This window comes from Pseudomonas sp. Ma2-10, from assembly GCF_054330215.1.
On the sequence record NZ_JBTEYL010000002.1, the window covers coordinates 183250 to 202412 of the forward strand.

Annotated in this window: 19 protein-coding genes and 1 riboswitch; of the genes, 9 read left to right on the forward strand and 10 right to left on the reverse strand. The window is 59.5% G+C overall.

Going from position 1 to position 19163, the window contains the following annotated elements; genetic code table 11:
* The first annotated feature begins 21 nt into the window (after nt 1-21).
* Nucleotides 22-124: riboswitch (S-adenosyl-L-homocysteine riboswitch) on the forward strand.
* Nucleotides 125-147: 23 nt separating this feature from the next.
* The 4 genes from ahcY to ACXPVS_RS03435 all read left to right on the forward strand — a co-directional run bounded on the left by ahcY (nt 148) and on the right by ACXPVS_RS03435 (nt 5559).
* The gene (ahcY, locus tag ACXPVS_RS03420; RefSeq protein WP_458508669.1) at nt 148-1557 is read left to right on the forward strand and encodes an adenosylhomocysteinase; all 1410 of its coding nucleotides are present in this window, start codon (nt 148-150) and stop codon (nt 1555-1557) included.
* 89 nt (nt 1558-1646) lie between these two features.
* Nucleotides 1647-2492, forward strand: coding sequence for a methylenetetrahydrofolate reductase [NAD(P)H] (gene metF / locus ACXPVS_RS03425; protein ID WP_458508670.1), 846 nt, complete (start codon nt 1647-1649; stop codon nt 2490-2492).
* A 141-nt stretch (nt 2493-2633) separates the two neighbouring features.
* On the forward strand, nt 2634-3449 hold the full coding sequence (locus tag ACXPVS_RS03430; protein WP_458508671.1) for a substrate-binding periplasmic protein: 816 nt from the start codon (nt 2634-2636) through the stop codon (nt 3447-3449).
* Nucleotides 3450-3672: 223 nt separating this feature from the next.
* Nucleotides 3673-5559 carry a DEAD/DEAH box helicase gene (locus ACXPVS_RS03435; protein WP_458508672.1) on the forward strand — a complete coding sequence of 629 codons (1887 nt, stop codon included), beginning with the start codon at nt 3673-3675 and terminating at the stop codon, nt 5557-5559.
* An 86-nt stretch (nt 5560-5645) separates the two neighbouring features.
* On the opposite strand, the gene ACXPVS_RS03440 is transcribed toward ACXPVS_RS03435, so the two are convergent.
* Entirely contained in the window at nt 5646-6017 is a 372-nt protein-coding gene (locus ACXPVS_RS03440; RefSeq protein WP_458508673.1) for a nuclear transport factor 2 family protein, read from the reverse strand.
* A gap of 127 nt (nt 6018-6144) precedes the next feature.
* Between ACXPVS_RS03440 and ACXPVS_RS03445 the strand changes: the two genes are divergently transcribed.
* A complete protein-coding gene (locus ACXPVS_RS03445; RefSeq protein WP_458508674.1) occupies nt 6145-7032 on the forward strand; it encodes a LysR substrate-binding domain-containing protein in 888 nt (295 codons plus the stop codon).
* A 55-nt stretch (nt 7033-7087) separates the two neighbouring features.
* Here ACXPVS_RS03445 and ACXPVS_RS03450 read toward each other — a convergent pair whose 3' ends face one another.
* The 3 genes from ACXPVS_RS03450 to ACXPVS_RS03460 all read right to left on the reverse strand — a co-directional run bounded on the left by ACXPVS_RS03450 (nt 7088) and on the right by ACXPVS_RS03460 (nt 10273).
* Complete coding sequence (locus ACXPVS_RS03450; RefSeq protein WP_458508675.1) at nt 7088-7681, reverse strand: YceI family protein; 594 nt, start codon at nt 7679-7681, stop codon at nt 7088-7090.
* Between the two features lie 32 nt (nt 7682-7713).
* Nucleotides 7714-8265, reverse strand: coding sequence for a cytochrome b (locus tag ACXPVS_RS03455; protein WP_458508676.1), 552 nt, complete (start codon nt 8263-8265; stop codon nt 7714-7716).
* Nucleotides 8266-8527: 262 nt separating this feature from the next.
* Entirely contained in the window at nt 8528-10273 is a 1746-nt protein-coding gene (locus ACXPVS_RS03460) for a flavin monoamine oxidase family protein (RefSeq protein ID WP_458508677.1), read from the reverse strand.
* 222 nt (nt 10274-10495) lie between these two features.
* On the opposite strand from ACXPVS_RS03460, the gene ACXPVS_RS03465 reads away from it, so the two are divergent.
* On the forward strand, nt 10496-11902 hold the full coding sequence (locus ACXPVS_RS03465; protein ID WP_458508678.1) for an adenosylmethionine--8-amino-7-oxononanoate transaminase: 1407 nt from the start codon (nt 10496-10498) through the stop codon (nt 11900-11902).
* Nucleotides 11903-11979: 77 nt separating this feature from the next.
* Complete coding sequence (locus ACXPVS_RS03470; RefSeq protein ID WP_458508679.1) at nt 11980-12699, forward strand: 16S rRNA (uracil(1498)-N(3))-methyltransferase; 720 nt, start codon at nt 11980-11982, stop codon at nt 12697-12699.
* 9 nt (nt 12700-12708) lie between these two features.
* On the opposite strand, the gene ACXPVS_RS03475 is transcribed toward ACXPVS_RS03470, so the two are convergent.
* From ACXPVS_RS03475 to ACXPVS_RS03485, 3 genes are read right to left on the reverse strand one after another with little or no spacing between them, the layout of a single operon-like run.
* Nucleotides 12709-13611, reverse strand: a complete 903-nt coding sequence (locus ACXPVS_RS03475; protein ID WP_458508680.1) for a transporter substrate-binding domain-containing protein — start codon at nt 13609-13611, stop codon at nt 12709-12711.
* Nucleotides 13612-13638: 27 nt separating this feature from the next.
* Nucleotides 13639-13989 carry a RidA family protein gene (locus ACXPVS_RS03480; RefSeq protein ID WP_458508681.1) on the reverse strand — a complete coding sequence of 117 codons (351 nt, stop codon included), beginning with the start codon at nt 13987-13989 and terminating at the stop codon, nt 13639-13641.
* A gap of 18 nt (nt 13990-14007) precedes the next feature.
* On the reverse strand, nt 14008-15249 hold the full coding sequence (locus tag ACXPVS_RS03485; protein ID WP_458508682.1) for a D-amino acid dehydrogenase: 1242 nt from the start codon (nt 15247-15249) through the stop codon (nt 14008-14010).
* A gap of 107 nt (nt 15250-15356) precedes the next feature.
* Between ACXPVS_RS03485 and ACXPVS_RS03490 the strand changes: the two genes are divergently transcribed.
* Nucleotides 15357-16265, forward strand: coding sequence for a LysR family transcriptional regulator (locus ACXPVS_RS03490; RefSeq protein ID WP_458508683.1), 909 nt, complete (start codon nt 15357-15359; stop codon nt 16263-16265).
* A 5-nt stretch (nt 16266-16270) separates the two neighbouring features.
* Here the strand turns inward: ACXPVS_RS03490 and trhA are convergent, their stop codons facing one another.
* Nucleotides 16271-16888, reverse strand: coding sequence for a PAQR family membrane homeostasis protein TrhA (gene trhA, locus ACXPVS_RS03495; RefSeq protein ID WP_458508684.1), 618 nt, complete (start codon nt 16886-16888; stop codon nt 16271-16273).
* 138 nt (nt 16889-17026) lie between these two features.
* Here trhA and ACXPVS_RS03500 point away from each other — a divergent pair, with 138 nt between their 5' ends.
* Nucleotides 17027-17947, forward strand: coding sequence for a LysR family transcriptional regulator (locus ACXPVS_RS03500; protein WP_458508685.1), 921 nt, complete (start codon nt 17027-17029; stop codon nt 17945-17947).
* Between the two features lie 34 nt (nt 17948-17981).
* Here the strand turns inward: ACXPVS_RS03500 and madM are convergent, their stop codons facing one another.
* A complete protein-coding gene (gene madM / locus ACXPVS_RS03505) occupies nt 17982-18746 on the reverse strand; it encodes a malonate transporter subunit MadM (RefSeq protein ID WP_458508686.1) in 765 nt (254 codons plus the stop codon).
* 5 nt (nt 18747-18751) lie between these two features.
* A complete protein-coding gene (gene madL / locus ACXPVS_RS03510) occupies nt 18752-19144 on the reverse strand; it encodes a malonate transporter subunit MadL (RefSeq protein WP_458508687.1) in 393 nt (130 codons plus the stop codon).
* Nucleotides 19145-19163: the final 19 nt, after the last annotated feature.

The following is a 19163-nucleotide window of genomic DNA, read 5'->3' on the forward strand; positions in this document are numbered from 1 at the left end:
TTGATACCGTTTTCCCGCCACCTGTCCGAGGGGCGCTGCAGCAGGTTCGACCTGTCAGGCTCGGATGGGGCGTTGCTTGACCGTTATCGGTCAGACACTAAACGCACAACGGCGCCCATTCGCATACATTACGAATGGAGGCTCATCATGAGCGCTGTTATCACGCCTGCAGATTTTAACGATTACAAAGTTGCCGACATGTCCCTGGCTGCCTGGGGCCGTCGCGAAACCATCATCGCCGAATCCGAAATGCCTGCCCTGATGGGCCTGCGCCGCAAGTACGCCGGTGAGCAGCCGCTCAAAGGCGCGAAAATCCTCGGCTGCATCCACATGACCATTCAGACTGCCGTGCTGATCGAAACCCTGGTTGCCCTGGGTGCCGAAGTACGCTGGTCGTCCTGCAACATTTTCTCGACTCAGGATCAGGCCGCTGCTGCTATCGCCGCTGCCGGCATCGCGGTTTACGCCTGGAAAGGCGAAACCGAAGAAGAGTACGAGTGGTGCCTGGAGCAAACCATCCTCAAAGATGGCGCGCCATGGGATGCCAACATGATCCTCGACGACGGCGGCGACCTGACCGAGTTGCTGCACAACAAATACCCGGCGATCCTGGACCGCGTCCACGGCGTCACCGAAGAAACCACCACTGGCGTTCACCGCCTGCTGGACATGCTGGCCAAGGGCGAGCTGAAAATCCCGGCCATCAACGTCAACGACTCGGTGACCAAGAGCAAGAACGACAACAAGTACGGCTGCCGTCACAGCCTGAACGATGCGATCAAGCGTGGTACCGACCACCTGTTGTCCGGCAAGCAAGCGCTGGTCATCGGTTACGGTGACGTGGGCAAGGGCTCCGCTCAGTCCCTGCGTCAGGAAGGCATGATCGTTAAAGTCTCCGAAGTCGACCCGATCTGCGCCATGCAAGCGTGCATGGACGGTTACGAGCTGGTTTCGCCGTTCATCGACGGCCTCAACAACGGCACCGAAGCAAGCATCGACAAAGCACTGCTGGGCAAGATCGACCTGATCGTGACCACCACCGGCAACGTCAACGTTTGCGACGCAAACATGCTCAAAGCCCTGAAGAAGCGCGCTGTTGTCTGCAACATCGGCCACTTCGACAACGAAATCGACACGGCTTTCATGCGCAAGAACTGGGCATGGGAAGAAGTGAAGCCACAGGTTCACAAAATCCACCGTACCGGTCCTGGCGCGTTCGACGCCCAGAACGACGACTACCTGATCCTGCTGGCCGAAGGCCGTCTGGTTAACCTGGGTAACGCCACCGGCCACCCAAGCCGCATCATGGACGGTTCGTTCGCCAACCAGGTGCTGGCTCAGATCTTCCTGTTCGGTCAGAAGTACGCCGACCTGTCGCCAGCCCAGAAAGCCGAGCGCCTGACCGTTGAAGTACTGCCCAAGAAACTCGACGAAGAAGTGGCGCTGGAAATGGTTCGCGGTTTCGGCGGCGTGGTGACTCAACTGACCAAGACCCAGGCTGACTACATCGGCGTGACCGTTGAAGGTCCGTTCAAGCCGCACGCCTACCGCTACTGATTGGACCCGGCGGGCTTTGCGCCCGCCGATCCTGACCAGGCGGACCGGCCATCACCGGCCCGCCTTTTGCGATTGCAAAGGGTATTCCCATGTCCGAAGACCGTCGCTACAGCTTTGAGTTCTTCCCTACGAAGACCGACGCTGGGCATGAAAAGCTGCTCGCCACTGCCCGTCAGTTGGCCACATACAACCCCGATTTCTTCTCCTGCACCTACGGCGCTGGTGGTTCGACCCGTGATCGCACCCTCAACACCGTGTTGCAGCTCGAAAGCGAAGTCAAAGTCCCTGCCGCACCGCATTTGTCCTGCGTTGGCGACAGCAAGGACGACTTGCGCGGCCTGCTGACCCAATACAAGGCGAGCGGCATCACCCGTATCGTTGCCCTGCGCGGTGACCTGCCTTCCGGCATGGGCATGGCCAGTGGTGAAATGCGCCACGCCAATGACCTGGTTGAATTCATTCGTGAAGAAACCGGCGATCATTTCCACATCGAAGTCGCCGCCTACCCGGAAATGCATCCGCAAGCGCGCAATTTCGAAGACGATCTGACCAACTTCGTGCGCAAGGCCAACGCTGGCGCCAACAGTGCAATCACCCAGTACTTCTTCAACGCCGACAGCTACTTCTACTTCGTCGAGCGTGTACGGGCGATGGGCGTGAACATCCCGATTGTTCCGGGGATCATGCCGATCACCAACTACAGCAAGCTGGCGCGCTTCTCCGATGCCTGCGGTGCGCAAATCCCGCGCTGGATCCGCAAGCAGCTGGAAGCCTACGGCGACGACACCCAAAGCATTCAAGGCTTTGGTGAGCAAGTCATCACCGAGATGTGCGAACGCCTGCTGCAAGGTGGCGCTCCAGGGCTACACTTCTACACGCTGAACCAGGCCGAACCGAGCCTGGCGGTGTGGAACAATCTGAAGTTGCCGCGCTGATAGTCAATACCCGCAAGATCAAAAGATCGCAGCCTGCGATCTTTTGCTTTTAACGCCCTTTTATTGCTCATCAAGACTCTGCGTCAGAGCTTCTGGATCCCGTTTCTGGCTCTTTCCGGTTTCTCGTCGTAATCTCAAGCCATGCCTTTGATCACGCAGTTACTGACCGTGTTTCTTTTTACTTGCCTGAGCTTCGCCGCTCGGGGCGAGAAGCTGCGCATTGTCACTGAGCCTTGGGCGCCCTACGTGTATGAGGAAAACGGCAAATCCCTGGGGCTGGACTACGAAACCACCGCCATCGTCTTCAAACGCCTGGGCATCGAAGTGCAATGGCAGTTCCTGCCATGGAAACGCTGCCTGTCGATGCTCGAAACGGGCCAGGCAGACGGCGCACTGGACATCTTCCACAGCGATGAGCGCGACGCCACCCTGCTCTACCCCGGCGAGCCGCTCTCGGAAGTGGAGTTCGTAATGTTCTACGCCAATGAACGGCCCCACCCTTTTCGCACCCTGTCCGACCTGAAAGGACTGACCATAGGCACCTCCCCAGGCTATCTGTACAGCCAGGACTTTCGTGAATCGACCCTGTTCACTCACGAACCGGCGCCGACCCATGAAGCCAACTTCGGCAAATTGCTGCGCGGGCGGATCGACCTGCTGATTACTGATCGCAGGGTTGGTCAGCACTTACTCGACGAATTGGGCATCCGCGACCAGATTACCGAAAACCCGACCGTCATCAGCCACCAGAGCCAGTTCCTGGCAGTACGCCGCAACGCCGGTATGGACTTGTTGGTGCAGCGCTTCGGCGCCGAACTCAAACGCTTCAAGCGCGAGCCCGCGTACGCTGAATTGAGCGCCCGTTATGGCGCCGCCCCCGCGGCCGAGGTGAAAACCACCCGCGCCACCATCGCCAACGGAAAAACCGTTGAGCAGCAGGAAAGCGGCGCACAGTGATTGCTCTGTTATACTCCGGCCTTCCCGCCAGGCTCACGCCCGGACGCTCGGACTTGTTCAAGGCATCTCGACCCCGCTACAGCGCAGCTTTTCAGCCCGCGCGAGCGCTCCAGATGAGCCTTCTTGGCCCAGCAGGACCGGACGGGATTGCGTTCCTCTTAAACGCCATTCGCGCCAGGCAAGACTCCCATTGGGCCAAGCCCTAACTAAAACAGGATTACTCATGTCCTTTGCTTCCCTCGGTCTCTCCGAGGCTTTAGTCCGTGCCATCGAGGCAGCGGGCTATACCGAGCCTACTCCGGTGCAACAGCGGGCCATTCCCGCCGTGTTGCAAGGTCGCGACCTGATGGTCGCGGCTCAGACAGGTACCGGTAAAACCGGCGGCTTCGCCCTTCCGATTCTGGAGCGGTTGTTCCCCAACGGTCACCCGGACAAATCCCAGCGTCACGGCCCGCGCCAACCGCGCGTACTGGTCCTGACCCCTACCCGCGAACTCGCGGCTCAAGTACATGAGAGCTTCAAGGTCTATGCTCGTGACCTGAAGTTCGTCAGTGCCTGCATCTTCGGTGGCGTCGGCATGAACCCGCAGGTTCAAGCCATGTCCCGCGGTGTGGACGTGCTGGTCGCCTGCCCTGGCCGCCTGCTCGACCTCGCAGGCCAAGGCAGCGTCGACTTGTCCCACGTGGAAATCCTCGTGCTGGACGAAGCCGACCGCATGCTCGACATGGGCTTCGTCCATGACGTGAAAAAGGTCCTCGCCCGTCTACCGAGCAAACGCCAGAACCTGCTGTTCTCGGCCACTTTCTCCAAAGACATCACCGACCTCGCCGGCAAGCTGCTGCACAACCCGGAACGCATCGAAGTCACGCCGCCGAACACCACAGTCGAGCGTATCGAACAGCGTGTATTCCGTCTGGCCGCCAGCCACAAGCGTTCGTTGCTGGCGCACCTGATCACCGCAGGCGCCTGGGAACAGGTGCTGGTGTTCACTCGCACCAAGCACGGCGCCAACCGTCTGGCCGAGTACCTGGACAAACATGGCCTGAGCGCCGTCGCGATCCACGGTAACAAGAGCCAGAACGCTCGCACCAAGGCCCTGGCCGACTTCAAGGCCGGCGAAGTGCGCATCCTGGTCGCCACCGACATCGCCGCTCGCGGCCTGGACATCGATCAGTTGCCACACGTGGTCAACTTCGAATTGCCAAACGTCGACGAAGACTACGTTCACCGTATCGGCCGTACTGGCCGTGCCGGTCGTTCGGGCGAGGCGATCTCGCTGGTGGCCCCGGACGAAGAAAAGTTGCTGAAAAGCATTGAGCGCATGACCAAGCAGAAGATTGCCGACGGCAACCTGATGGGCTTCGACTCCAGCGCTGTAGAAGCCGAGAAACCAGAAGTTCGCGAGCGTCCGGATGTGCGTAACCCGCGCAACCCACGGGGCCCGCGCGGCGACGGTCCGAACGGCACCGGCGGTGGTGGTGGTCGTAAAGACAAAGGCAAGGACAAGGGCGGCAAGGAAAAACCTGCAGCCACTGGCCGCGGTGATCGCCCGGCGCGAGAACACAAACCACGCGAAGGCACTCCGGCCCGCGAGCAACAGCGTCCAGCACCACGCGCTGCTGCTGCAGACCGTGCTCCGGACGAGTTCCTGGACGACGATATCGATAACTTCGGTAACCGCGTCGACTACGTCCCTCAAGCCAAACCGGCTCAGGGCCGTGGTCGCCGTCCGGGTGCTCCGGCACAAGGCACGACAGCTGGCGCAGGTGCTCCGCGCAGCGGCAGCGGCAGCGGCAAGCCTCAGGGTCGTCAAAGTGGCCCGCGCAGCAGCGATGGTGCCACCACCGGCACTCCGCCGGCCAAGCGCAGCGGCCCACGCAACGGTGCTCCACGTGACGGCCAGGCCCGTCGCGAAGAGTCCCGCAATCGCCGCCCGGCTCGTGACGATCAACCGCGTTCGGAACCGGCGGTGCAAAACCCGAGCGGCCCGGCACCGAAGATCATTCACAAAGAGTCGAAAACCGATCGTTTCCCGACGCCTGAGCAACTTGATCAACTGCCAGGCCGTCCGCGCGGCGAGAAACCAGCGTTGCTGACCCGCAATCGCTGAGTGTCACTCACAAAAACGCCCCTACTGATTCGGGGCGTTTTTGTTTGTACCGATCATCACGATCGTTTTTGGTCAAACCGCCGCACTCACGCAACGCTTCCTTCTTTATGAAAGAGTTTGGCAACGATCATCCAGCGGCCATCGACTTTCATCACGTTCAGATAATCAACCATGACATTGTCGAACAGTCGCAGACGCACCTTGACCATTGCCATTTCCGCAGACATGACGTCAATCATCAAAATCTCATCCAGGCTCGCAAACCCGCGCTCCTGCGGCGACTGACGTCCTTGTACGATGGCGCGATATTCTGCGAAAGAACGCACCGTTACCACCCCGTCCTGAGCGCTATAGAGGACACAGCCGGGATGGAAAACCTCGTCAAACCGGTTCAAATCCTGGTTTTGCAACACGCTGAAATAATTCTCCAACGTTCTCTGAATTTCATTGATTAGCATGTACGGATCCTTGTCGAGCGGAAATGAAGTCACCAACGCTCACTGAGCGTGAGACGGATTATCCGTAGCCTCGTCAATTCATGTATAGCGGCGATTTCTGCCCGGTTCAGTGAATGGAATTCACCTATTGAAATTACCTCCGCTAGCGGCCCTCCGGGCCTTTGAAGCCTTGGCACGATTGGGCAAGGTCAACCTCGCGGCATTGGAACTGCACGTCACGCACAGCGCTGTCAGCCACCAGATACGCTCGCTGGAGGAATACCTGGACGTTAGACTGACAGAACGTAGTGGCCGCGGTGTGGTGCTGACAGAAGAGGGGCGTGTGTACGCCTATCAGATCCGGCAAACCCTGGGTGAAATTGCCGGGGTAACGGAAAGATTCCTGTCCAAAACCCGACACCCGCAACTGACCCTTTCGGTGCTGCCGTCCTTTGGAATGTTTTGGCTATTGCCACGCTTGCAAAGGTTTATCGACGCGCAGCCCGGCTTGCGCCTCAAGCTGGCAGCCAGTATGGAGTTTTCAAGTTTCGAGGGCGGCCTGATCGATACGGCGATCCGGTTCGGCCACGGAAAATGGCCCGATGTGCACTGTGAGCCGTTGATGCAGGACTCCTTGTTGGTCGTCGCCGCGCCGGGATTCAATCTAGGATGCTTGCCTGTCGATGCCGAGTCCGTTCTGGGACATCCATTACTCCACGCCAGTGAAAGCTGGTCGACCTGGCTTGCTGCCGCTGGCGTTGAACAGATGCGTCCGCTCGCGGCACTAGAGTTCACTGACTCGACTTTGATGCTTGAAGCGGCGCGCCTGGGTTATGGAATTGCGCTAACCCGTCGCTCGATTGCTCACGCCATGATCCAGAGCGGGCAACTGGTTAAACTGACCGACGTTGAACCGCTGCACGCATCCCGTTATTTCATGCTTTGGCCGACCCACACACAACGCTCGGCGCAGTTGGCGAGCCTGCTGACTTGGCTACGCAATGAAATCGCCGACTACCAAAGCAGCCTCTCCTGAACACCAGGCAGCAAAACGCCGACCCTGAGGTCGGCGTTTTGATGACGCAAACAGCTTACTTCGCTTTCACGCCTTCAAACGAAACATACAGCTCGACCGCGTCGGACTGTGGGCCCAGGTCTTTTTGCTTGCCGAAGTCGGAACGCTTGATGCTGGTGGTGCCCTCGAAGCCGGCACGGTAGCCGCCCCATGGATCCTTGCCTTCACCCAGGAAAGTAGCCTTGACCACGACTGGCTTGGTCACGCCCAGCAGGGTCAGGTCACCGGTCACGTCCGCAGTGTCTTTGCCAGCGGCGTTTTTGCCGGTGGATTTGACGCTGGTGGACACGAACGTGGCTTTGGCGAACTCGCTCGCATTCAGGAAATCACCGCTGGCGATGTGCTTGTCGCGCTCGGCATGGTTGGTGAACACGCTGGCGGTGTTCACGTTGAACTCGATTTTGCTGTCTTCTGGCTTGGCAGCGTCGAAGCTGAACTTGCCGTCGATATCCTTGAAGGTACCGGTGATGAAGCTGTAGCCCAGGTGGCTGATCTTGAAGTCAACGAAGGCGTGCTGGCCTTCTTTGTCGACGACGTAGTCGGCCGCCATCACGTTGGCGGACAGCAGAGCAGAACCGATGGCCAGAGCGGCGAGAGTCTTTTTCAACATGCTTTCTATTCCTTTGGAGTCGAGGTTGAACTTCAAGCGTTGCGGCCCAGCATTCGCGTCAGGGTCGCATCACGATCGATAAAGTGGTGCTTCAGTGCTGCCAGCGCATGGAGGCCGGAAAATACCACCACCCCCCACGCCAGATACAAATGAATCACACCCGCGGTGTCTGCCTGGTCCGGTAGTCCGGACACCAGTGCAGGAACTTCAAACAGGCCAAACACCGAAATCCCGACACCTTCTGCGGTGGAGATCAGGTAACCGGCAATCATTACAGCAAACAGACTGAGGTACAGGAACGAATGGCCGCACTTGGCGCCAATGCGTGTCATGCGGCTATAGCTTTCAAGCGTGGGTGGCGGTGGGCTGATGAAGCGCCACAGTACCCGCAGAACCATGACGGTTAACAACACCAGGCCAATGCTCTTATGCAAGTCGGGCGCATCTTTGCGCCAGACGCTGTAGTAATCGAGACCGACCATCCACAAGCCCAACGCAAACAGGCCGAAGACCACCAGCGCCACACCCCAGTGCATGAAGATGCTGACCCAACCGTAGCGCGAAGAAGAGTTACGTAGCTGCATTGCTCAAATCCCGTGAGAACTGCGACTAAGACTATCGAGTTATCTATCGAGTTAAAGCGGAAAATTTCGCTTTGAAATATCGAGAAATACGATCAAGAGTCTCAAATAGGTGAGTTAAGGAAAGATTAAAGACCCATAGGTAAGAAAAATGAAGGCCAACTAAAGAACACCTTCGCCACAAGGTTTATTCGATTCTTGATATTAATTTTCTTCGGGCAAAAAAAAACGCGGCATTTCTGCCACGTTTTTTTAGTCTCAACGCTTACTGCGCTTTGGTATACGTCGCCGGAGTCGCAGCGGGCTTGACCGCTGCTTTCTTCGCCGGTTCAGCCTTCTTCGCCGGGGCCTTTTTAGCCTCGGCTTTGGCCGCAGGCTTTTTCGCTGCAGCTTTGGCCGGGGCTTTTTTGGCGGGTTCGGCTTTCACCGGCGCCACTGGTTTCGGCGCTTCGGCTGGGGCCGGCGCAGGTGTTGGCGCCGGTGCCGGAGCAGCCGCTGCCACTGGCTCTGGCGCCTTGACCGGTGCCGGTTTGTCGTCAGAGCCACCGAACAGGTTGGTGAAGAAGTTGCCTTTCTTCGCCGCCACCGCGCCGGCCGCCCCAACGGTCGCCGCCGTAACAACCTTCGCCGGTTCAAACGACTTGCCGGCTGCCAGGTCTTCGACCTGACTGGCTGCCCGCTGACCTGTGCGCAGCGCACCTTCCAGCGTCCCCGGGTACAAAGTGTCAGTGTGTTCGCCGGCAAAGACTACACGCTGAATCGGACGCTCCCACAGACGCCAGTACTTGCTGATCTGGCCAGGGCCGAACGCCAGGTAAGCGCCGCCCATCGATGGGTCGGTGCTGTAACGACGGATTTCGTAACCGGTGAACGAACCGCGCGCCTGTGGATAAAAGGCGTGCAGACGGATCAGCACCTGATCGACCATCTGCTTGTCGCCGAAGGCCTGCATCACGCGCGCGTTGTCGCCGGACAGGTTGATCACCACGTTGGCGCCACCCTTCAGCGCCGGTTCAACCCACAACATGCCCAAACCGGCGTTGCTGTAGATCTCGCCGGTCATCCGCGCCTTGCTTTCCCATACGGGTGTCTTGAACTTCAGCATGATCTGGTCGCGCCAACCGTAATTGGTGCCTTTGATCGCGCCCATGTGCTGGGCATCCAGCGACGGAGTCATCTGAATCTTGTTCAGTGCGCGCAGTGGCACGGCCACAACCACGTAATCAGCTTGGTAGCCAACGCTGCCGACTTTGACGGTCACGCCGTTCTTGTCCTGGGCAATTGCCGAGACCGGAGAGCTGGTCTTGATGATTTTCAGTTGTTTGACGAAGGCCTGCGCCAGCACCGGGCTGCCGCCGAGCAGGCGCGAAGCACGCAGGTCACGGTCGGCAACGCCACGGTAAACGCGGCTTTGCTGTGCGAAGTACAGCAGCGACAGGCGAGACGGTTCGTCATAACGGGTACGGATCTGCTGATTCACCAACTGACGTGCCGTGGCGGGCAGATTCAGACGTTCGAGCCAGTTGGCCACGCTGATCTGGTCAAGCGCGAACAATGTGCTATTGGCCGCCGGGTTCTGCGGGTCTTCGATCGAGCGCGCCAGATCGTCCAGGGTCTTTTCGTAGCGCTTGAGCGCGTCGCTGGTGGCCGGCTGCTTGGTGGCCAGATCGGCGGCGGTGAAATACTCACCGTCAATCAGGTAGCTGGGGGTCCGCACGAACTCTGGGGCCGGCGTGGTGCTCAGTTTGAAGATCGATACGTACTTGTTCAGTACCGGTTGAGTCTTCTCGTTGCCGATCCACTCGCTGGTGGCCATGCCGGAGCGACCGCCCAAGCTCGGTTTGGCTTCCAGCAGAGTGACCTGCCAGCCCTTGTTTTGCAGTTCGTAAGCAGCGGTGAGGCCCGACAGCCCTCCGCCGATCACGATCGCCGTTTTATCCTTGGCCAGCGCGGACACGCTGAACAGCCCCAACATCACCAGCGCACAGGCGCGCAGCCAACCAGCAGACATTCAGCGAACTCCGGAAATACACGAGGAAATAGCGGTTTTACGAGTCAGACGACCCAAAGAACCGCGAAGAATACGTCAGCCATCAAAAGGCCGCCAGCGACGTCTATCCACCTATACAAAGTAGCTCAATCGACACAATGGGTTGTCCCCACGCCATGCATTGCATAGGCTTGCGCGATTGTTTGCCCGCGCACCCAGCGAGCCGCCTCGAGGAGACTGAAGATGGGCCTGAATAATCAGTGGATGCAACGCGATCTTGCGGTGTTGTGGCATCCCTGCACCCAGATGAAAGACCACGAACAGCTGCCGCTGATCCCCATCAAACGCGGTGAGGGCGTTTGGCTGGAAGACTTCGAAGGCAAACGCTACCTCGACGCCGTCAGCTCCTGGTGGGTCAACGTATTTGGTCACGCCAACCCACGGATCAACCAGCGCATCAAGGATCAGGTCGATCAACTGGAACACGTGATCCTCGCTGGTTTCAGTCATCAGCCCGTCATCGAGTTGTCCGAGCGCCTGGTGAAGATGACGCCGGAAGGTCTGACCCGATGTTTCTACGCCGATAACGGCTCGTCCTGCATCGAAGTCGCACTGAAAATGAGCTTTCACTACTGGCTCAACCGCGGCCAGCCGAACAAGAAACGCTTTGTCACCCTGACCAACAGCTACCACGGCGAGACCATGGCGGCGATGTCGGTGGGCGACGTGCCGCTGTTCACCGAAACCTACAAGGCCTTGCTGCTGGACACCATCAAGGTGCCGAGCCCCGATTGCTACCTGCGCCCGGAAGGCATGAGCTGGGAAGAACATTCGCGCAACCTGTTCGCGGCGATGGAACAGACCCTGGCCGAGAACCACGACACCGTGGCGGCGGTGATCGTCGAGCCGCTGATTCAGGGCGCCGGCGGCATGCGCATGTACCACCCGGTGTATCTGAAACTGCTGCGCGAAGCCTGTGATCGCTACGGCGTGCACCTGATCCACGACGAAATCGCCGTCGGTTTCGGCCGCACCGGGACGATGTTCGCCTGCGAACAGGCCGGCATCCGCCCGGACTTCCTCTGTCTGTCCAAGGCCCTGACCGGCGGTTACCTGCCGTTGGCGGCCTGCGTGACCACCGAAGATGTCTACAGCGCGTTCTACGATGATTACCCGACCCTGCGCGCCTTCCTGCATTCGCACAGCTACACCGGCAATCCGCTGGCGTGCGCGGCGGCATTGGCGACGTTGGATATCTTCGAAGAAGACAATGTCATCGAGAACAACAAGGCCCTGTCTCAGCGCATGACCCGTGCCACTGCGCACCTGGCCGATCACCCGAACGTTTCGGAAGTGCGTCAGACCGGCATGGTGCTGGCCATCGAGATGGTCAAGGACAAGGCCACCAAGGAAGCTTATCCGTGGCAGGAACGTCGCGGCTTGAAAGTGTTCCAGCACGCGCTGGAGCGTGGTGCTTTACTTCGACCGTTGGGCAGCGTGGTGTACTTTCTGCCGCCGTATGTGATTACACCGGAGCAGATCGACTTTCTGGCTGAAGTGGCCAGCGAAGGCATCGACACTGCGACCCGTGACAGCGTCAGTGTTTCGGTACCGAAAGACTTTCATCCGGGCTTTCGCGATCCGGGCTAAAGACCGAGGCAGTTCCCTTCGCCACACCGAGTCAGCAGCCACAAAAGCAACTCCGATCCAATTTTTAGAGACCCAGCATGAGACTGTCCCGCTTCTTTATCGACGCCCCCTTGAGCATTGGCGAACACGAATTGCCCGAGGCCCAGGCTCATTACATCAGCCGCGTGTTGCGCATGGCCGAGGGTGATGCGCTGCAACTGTTCGACGGTTCGGGCCATGAGTTTCGCGCCACGCTGGTGGAGGTCGGCAAAAAGCGCGTCGTCGTGCAGATCGATGAAAGCTTCGCCGGGCAGGTCGAGTCGCCCTTGTCGATCCATCTTGGCCAGGGCTTGTCCCGTGGCGAGCGGATGGACTGGGCGATTCAGAAAGCCACCGAGTTGGGCGTCACGCAAATCACCCCGATCTTCAGCGACCGCTGTGAAGTCCGGCTGAAGGACGAGCGCGCCGACAAACGCCTGATGCACTGGCGCCAGGTTGCGATCAGCGCTTGCGAGCAATGCGGGCGTTCACGGGTGCCGGTGATTCATCCGCCGTTGCTGCTGGCGGATTGGTTGAAGCAGACCCAGGCAGAATTGAAGTTGGTGCTGCATCCGGTGGCCGAGCCGCTGCTGAGCCATGCCAAACCCGGGACGCTGGCGTTTCTGATCGGGCCTGAAGGCGGGTTGTCCGATGCGGAAGTGGATCAGGCCAAGGCTGGCGGTTTTCACGCCGCCCGCCTCGGCCCTCGTGTCTTGCGCACCGAAACCGCTCCCGTCGTGGCATTGGCGGTGGCGCAACAACTGTGGGGCGACTTTTAGGTTCTGATCCTATTGCACCGGATCACTCACTGGTTTGGCGATGATTGCTTTCAGTTCGCGGGTCATCGGAAATTCCAGGTTCAGCCCTTTGGGTGGAATCGGTTGCTGAAACCAGCGTTGATAGATGCCGTTGATCTCGCCCGAACCGTACAGATCGGCGAGGGTCGAGTTCACCAATTCGAGAAACTGCGGGTCGCCCTTGCGCACCATGCAGCTGTAGATTTCCCGCGACTGCTCCTCGCCCACCACCACCCACTTATGCGGATCGCGGGCCTTGGCGCGTTCGCCGTAAAGCAGCGCGTCATCCATATAGAACGCCGCCGCTCGACCTGACTGCAGCATCTGGAAGGCTTCGCCGTGGTCCTTGGCGCTGATCACGAACATATCGATCTTGTGATCGACGTTGTAGCTCTTCAGAAACCGTTCGTTGGTGGTGCCCGCCGTGGTCACGACGTTCTTGCCGCGCAAGTCCGCAAAGCGCTTGATGCCGCTGTCCTTCGCCGTGAGCAACTGACCCTTCACGTAGATGAAGCCGTAGGAGAACGTCACTTGCTGCATGCGCTCGGCGGTCACGCCGGTGGAGCCGCATTCAAGGTCAACCGTGCCGTTCTGCACCAGTGGAATGCGCGTTTGTGAGGTCACCAGGTTGTATTTCACCTGCAGATCCGGCAGCTCAAGTTTTTGCTTGATCCGCTCGACAATCTTGCTTGCCAGGTCCACCGAATAGCCCATCGGCTGCCCCGTGTGATCACCCACGTAGGAAAACGGCACCGACGCGTCGCGATAGCCCAGCGTGATGCTTTTGGCATTGGCGACCTTGTTCAGCGTGCCGGTCAATGGCGCTTCGTTGGCCTGGACCTGGCTGGCGAGCAGCAGGCCGAGGGTGCAGCCGATCAACGTGATTTTTTGCATTGTTATTCTCCGTTGTGGGTCAGTTGATTAACGGCGGGCGGCGATCACGGTGATTTCCACCAAAACCTCTGGACGGGCAAGTTGCGCCTGCAAGGTGGTACGGGTCGGCGCGTTGCCCGGTGACAGCCACTGCGACCAGACCTCATTCATGGCGGCAAAATCGCGGCCAATGTCGCTCAGGTAAATGGTCGCGTTGAGCAGATGGTCCTTGTCGCTGCCAGCTTCGGCCAACAACGCATCGATTTTCGCCAGCACTTCGGCGGTTTGGCCGGTGGCGTCGGTGCTGTCACCCGGAACCTGTCCCGAGAGAAACACCAGATCGCCAAAGGTCACCGCGCCAGAGAGTCGGCTGTTGCTGTTGAGACGGTTGATGCTCATCGGTTTTTCCTTTTCAAGTCAGGCGACGCGGGGGGCGAGGCCCTGCATTTCGATTGAAGGTGTGCGCCGGGCGATCAACTCGCTGAGCACCCGGGCGCTGCCGCAGGCCAGGGTAAACCCCAGGGCGCCATGTCCGAGGTTGAGCCACAGGTTGCGATAGGCCGTGGCGCCGATCAACGGCACGCCGCTGGGGGTGGCCGGGCGCATGCCGGCCCATTCGATGGCCGCGGTGTAATCGCCGGCATTGGGCAAGGTTTCCTGCGCCTGGCGCTTGATCAGCGCCAGGCGTTTGGGGTCGAGCGCCGGGTCGAAACCGACAATGTCGACCATTGCCGCCACCCGCAGTTGTTCACCGATGCGGGCGTAAACGATCTTGCGGTTGTAATCGGTGATGCTCAGGTCCGGGGCGCGGTGTTCGGCGCGGATGGGCAAGGTCAGGCTGTAGCCCTTGAGCGGATACAGCGGCAGGTTCATGCCCGGCAATGCCAGCGCCGGACTGCGATGACCGGCGGCAATCACCAGTTGCTCGACCGGCAGCACTTGCGAACCTATTTCGACGGCCTGCACCGCGCCGTCGGCGTGGCGAATGCCGGTGACCTTGCGCCCGAGCAAAAACTCGCAACGCCCCGACGCCTGGAGCCGAGCCAGCAGTTGCTGGCAGAACCCATGGCAATCGGCGACCTCCTCGTCAGCGGTATAAATCGCGCCCACAAACGGCGCCTCGGCGAGTGCAGGCTCAAGTTGGGCGCATTCGGCCCGCGACAGCACGTGCTGCTGTCGCGGATCAGCCAGTCCACGGCGAGCGTGCTCGAAACTGGCGGTTTCACGAAACGTCACCAGTTTACCGTTGCACCGCCAGTCGAAACCGTCGAGACGGTCTTCGTCGCGCCAGCCTTGCAGCGTGGACTGGCTCAGCAGTGCCAGACGCAGCAGGTGCGCGCCGTTGCGCTGATTCACTGAACGACGGCAGGCCGCCAGGAAGGACGCCATCCAGCGCCATTGCGCCGGGTCCAGGCGCGGGCGCAGCTTCAACGGCGAGTCACCGCGCAGCATCCAGCCAAGCGCCTGTAACGGTACGCCGGCATCGGCCAGCGGCGCGACGTAGCGGTAGGACAACTGGCCACCGTTGGCGAAACTGGTCTCGCTGCCCAGCGAGTCCCGGGCCTCGATCAGGGTCACGTCGATGCCGTCGCGAACCAGTGCGTAAGCCGTCGTCAGCCCGATAACGCCACCGCCGATGATGCAAACCCGCTGAGCCATGTCTGTCCTTAACCGTTGTTGAAACAGGCTTCAGGTTAGGACCAGGTGACAGGCGTTGAACAATGCATAAAGATGCCTGCCCCATAAACAAAGGTTATGGACTTGCCATGCGACTGCGACACATCGAGATTTTCCAGGCCATTCGCCAGACCGGTTCGGTCAGCGGCGCCGCACAGTTGCTTCACGTGTCGCAGCCGGCGGTGAGCAAAGTGCTGCAACACGCCGAACAGCAACTGGGTTTTCCGTTATTCCTGCGGGTGCGCGGCAAATTGCAGGCCACGCCTGAAGCGCTGGAACTTGAGCGCGAAGTCGACAAGGTCACCGAAAGCCTGCAAGGCGTGCGACGTCTGGCTCAGAGCCTGCGGCGCGAGCCGGGTCACAGCGTACGGATCGGCGCGATCCCGGCGCTCGCCCTGTCGCTGCTGCCGCCGGCCATCAACGAATGGACGCAACGCTACCCGGACATCGTCTGCGAACTGTCCAGCGCCCACAGCCGTGAGCTGATGCAGAATTTATTGATGCGCGAAGTGGATGTCGCGCTGACCTTGCAGCCGCCAGATCATCCGGGCCTGAAGGCGCAAGCCCTGGCCTGCGGGGTGTTGGTGGCACTGGCGCCGTTGGGTTATTGGGCCGACGACGCCTTGAGCCAACCGTTGCCGTTGAGCGAACTGGCGGGTGCGCCGCTGATCGGCCTGTCCAGCGCCGACCCGCTGGCGGCCAGGCTCGACAGCTACCTTGAGGCGGTCGATCCGCCGCCACGGGTTCGTGTCGCCGTGCAGACCTATTCGCTGGCGCGGGCAATGGTTGAATCCGGCGCCGGGCTGGCAGTGATCGACCCGTTTACCGCGCTCGGCGCATCCCCCGCCACCACGGCCATCCGACCTCTGGCACCGGCGCTACCGATCACCTTGTATGCGGTCACCCGCGCCGATGAACCACCCCCCCATACCTTGAGTGACTTGTTGCAGGTGTTCAGCCGACGGGCGCAGGCGCAGCTGGATCGTTTGATTCCGTAGAGGCCTCAAAGGACATAAAACATAATCGCCACGAAGTGCAGCAAACTCCCGGCAATCACGAACAGGTGCCAGATCCCGTGGGCATGGCGCAAACGACTATCCAGCGCAAAAAAGACAATGCCCACGGTGTACAGCACGCCGCCAGCGGCCAGCCAGGCGAAACCTGTACTGCCCAATGCCGCCAGTAACGGCTTGACGGCCACCAGTACGATCCAGCCCATCACCGCGTAGATCACGATCGACAAAATCCGCGCCTCCGAACGCGGTTTGATTTCTTGCAGGATGCCGATCAGCGCCAGCCCCCAGACAATCCCGAACAGCGTCCAGCCCCACGGCCCACGCAATGTCACCAGACAAAAAGGCGTGTAGCTGCCGGCAATTAACAGGTAGATCGAAAAGTGATCGACCTTCTGCATGATCGCTTTCTTGCGCCCACGCACGCTGTGGTAAACGGTCGACGCGCTGTAAAGCACCAATAAGGTGAAGCCGTAAATCGCCACGCTGACGATCTTCCACGGACTCCCGTCCATGCTGGCGATCACCAGCATCCACACCACCCCGACCACCGCCGCCAGCGCCCCGACCAGATGCGTCCAGGCGTTCAATTTTTCCCCGTGATACATGTGTTGCTCACCTCAACGTTCGTTGCAACATCGCGTAAGGCTCACGCCTGAAAGTTAAAAGCGCAATGCTTCAAAAGACAAATCCCCCAAGAACCCACATACGTGCACAATCGAGCCATTCGAATAAGAGTCTGCATCATGCTGATTGATGAAGAGTTGACCCTGAAAAAACTCGAGGTGTTCCTGGCCTTCATGCGCACCGGCAACCTGGCCCGGGCCGCCGCCGAATTGCAGACCAGCAATGTCAGCGTGCACCGGGCGATCCACTCCCTGGAAAGCGCCCTGCGCTGCCCGCTGTTCAAGCACGAAGGCCGTAATCTCACGCCGCTGGAAAGCGCTTATGTGCTGGAAGAACGGGCGCAGAAGTTGATTCAGGACGTGGTCGAAACCGTGCGACTGACCCGCGAAGCGGCCGGGTTCTCCGCCGAGCGCTTCAAGCTTGGTTCGCTGTATTCATTGACGGTGAAGACGGTGCCGCAGCTGATCATGGGCCTGAAGATCCGCCGCAGCGAGCTCAACATCGACCTGATCCTCGGTTCTAATTTCGACCTGCTGTACAAGCTCAAGAACATGGAAGTCGACGCGATCCTGGTGTCGCTGGACGAGAGCGTCAACGACCCGGACTGCGAGCAGATTCAGCTGTTTTCCGACGACATTTTTCTCGCCACGCCGGCGGATTCAAAGTTTGCCCAACGGACCGAAGTTGATCTTGCCGAAGTGCGCGATGAGACATTCATTACGCTGACCCAGGGCTTTGCCACGCACCAGGACGGTAATCGGGTGTTCAAGCAGGCGGGGTTCGAGCCGAAGGTGGCGATGCAGGTCAACGACATCTTCACCCTGCTGAGCATGGTCAGCTCGGGCGTGGGTTATGCGTTGCTGCCGGGGAGGATTGCGGCGGTGTATGAGAATCGGGTGAAGCTGATTCCGTTGCAGAAAAAGTATCGGTTGCAGCAGCACATTGGGGTGGTGTTCTTGAAGGCCAAGGAGCGGGATCCGAATTTGCTGGCGTTGTTGGCGGAGTGTCGGATGTATGCCAATCGCAATGCCACCCAATGATCGTTCCCACGCGGGGCATGGGAACGATCATTCATCAGCCCATTAACCCGCGCATGATCAGAAACAGCACCGAAGGCCCGAGCAAACAGCCTAACGCCGTGTAGAAAGCGGCGGTCAGGCAACCGTAAGGCACCAGTTTCGGATCCGTGGCCGCCAATCCACCCGCCACTCCGCTGGATGTCCCCATTAAGCCCCCAAAAATCACCGCACTACGTGGGCTGTTCAGACCAATTATTGGCGCCACGAATGGGGTCATGACCATCACCAGAATGGCTTTGATCAACCCGGCCGCAATCGACAACGCCATGACCTCGGAACTGGCACCGATGGCAGCCCCGGTTACCGGACCGACGATATACGTCACGGCCCCGGCACCAATGGTGGTCAGGCTCACCGCATCGGTGTATCCGAAGGCCATGGCCACCGCGACACCGGCAATGAACGACGTCCCGACGCCAACGAACAACGCCAGTACGCCGACAAAACCGGCACGTTTGAGCTCATCGACACTGACGCCGAACGCCGTGGCCACAATGGCGAAGTCCCGCAACATGGCACCGCCCAACAAGCCGATCCCGGACAGCAACGGGATGTCCACCACGCCTTTCTGGCCCCCGGTCAACGCACCACCGACATACGACAACAACAGGCCGAGCAAAATGGCGATGGCCGAACCGTGCAAGCGGCCTTTGGTGAACGTATTGGACATCCAGTAGGACACCCACATGGTCACGCCGACAATCGCAAAGCCACTGATCAGGCTGTAACCGGTAATCACCTTCATCATCGATTCGTACATGGCAATCACCCTACAGTCTTAGGTGGAATGACCGAGGCCGGTTCTTTGTTACCAATGCGAACCAGGACCGGCACTAAGGCAAAAGCGATGGTGACTGCAGCCACTCCCGCCAGAATCGCCATGGGCCCACCCTTGAGCGCGCCATAAACGTTCTGCTGTGCCGCCATGGCAACAACAATCGGAATGTAAATTGCACTCCAGAACTCTACGCCCTGTTCGGTTTTACCTTTGAACCAGCCGCTTTTGTTCAGGTAACTGCCGAGCCCGATCAACAGCAGCATCGCAATACCGACACCGCCGACGTTGGCCGGTATGCCTATCAGCTTGCCGAGCAACTCGCCGATAAAAATACCCGTCAGGGTACAAAAGGCGAGAAACGCCACACCGTAAATAATCATTGTTGTAGTCCTCAAGTTG

Coding starts and splice junctions, on each gene's coding strand:
- ahcY (WP_458508669.1), top strand. CDS start 148: ATGAGCGCTGTTATCACGCCTGCAGATTTTAACGATTACAAAGTTGCC.
- ACXPVS_RS03430 (WP_458508671.1), top strand. CDS start 2,634: ATGCCTTTGATCACGCAGTTACTGACCGTGTTTCTTTTTACTTGCCTG.
- ACXPVS_RS03470 (WP_458508679.1), top strand. CDS start 11,980: ATGAGACTGTCCCGCTTCTTTATCGACGCCCCCTTGAGCATTGGCGAA.
- madL (WP_458508687.1), bottom strand. CDS start 19,144: ATGATTATTTACGGTGTGGCGTTTCTCGCCTTTTGTACCCTGACGGGT.
- ACXPVS_RS03475 (WP_458508680.1), bottom strand. CDS start 13,611: ATGCAAAAAATCACGTTGATCGGCTGCACCCTCGGCCTGCTGCTCGCC.
- ACXPVS_RS03480 (WP_458508681.1), bottom strand. CDS start 13,989: ATGAGCATCAACCGTCTCAACAGCAACAGCCGACTCTCTGGCGCGGTG.
- ACXPVS_RS03455 (WP_458508676.1), bottom strand. CDS start 8,265: ATGCAGCTACGTAACTCTTCTTCGCGCTACGGTTGGGTCAGCATCTTC.
- ACXPVS_RS03500 (WP_458508685.1), top strand. CDS start 17,027: ATGCTGATTGATGAAGAGTTGACCCTGAAAAAACTCGAGGTGTTCCTG.
- madM (WP_458508686.1), bottom strand. CDS start 18,746: ATGTACGAATCGATGATGAAGGTGATTACCGGTTACAGCCTGATCAGT.
- ACXPVS_RS03460 (WP_458508677.1), bottom strand. CDS start 10,273: ATGTCTGCTGGTTGGCTGCGCGCCTGTGCGCTGGTGATGTTGGGGCTG.
- ACXPVS_RS03450 (WP_458508675.1), bottom strand. CDS start 7,681: ATGTTGAAAAAGACTCTCGCCGCTCTGGCCATCGGTTCTGCTCTGCTG.
- ACXPVS_RS03435 (WP_458508672.1), top strand. CDS start 3,673: ATGTCCTTTGCTTCCCTCGGTCTCTCCGAGGCTTTAGTCCGTGCCATC.
- ACXPVS_RS03440 (WP_458508673.1), bottom strand. CDS start 6,017: ATGCTAATCAATGAAATTCAGAGAACGTTGGAGAATTATTTCAGCGTG.
- ACXPVS_RS03485 (WP_458508682.1), bottom strand. CDS start 15,249: ATGGCTCAGCGGGTTTGCATCATCGGCGGTGGCGTTATCGGGCTGACG.
- ACXPVS_RS03490 (WP_458508683.1), top strand. CDS start 15,357: ATGCGACTGCGACACATCGAGATTTTCCAGGCCATTCGCCAGACCGGT.
- ACXPVS_RS03465 (WP_458508678.1), top strand. CDS start 10,496: ATGGGCCTGAATAATCAGTGGATGCAACGCGATCTTGCGGTGTTGTGG.
- metF (WP_458508670.1), top strand. CDS start 1,647: ATGTCCGAAGACCGTCGCTACAGCTTTGAGTTCTTCCCTACGAAGACC.
- trhA (WP_458508684.1), bottom strand. CDS start 16,888: ATGTATCACGGGGAAAAATTGAACGCCTGGACGCATCTGGTCGGGGCG.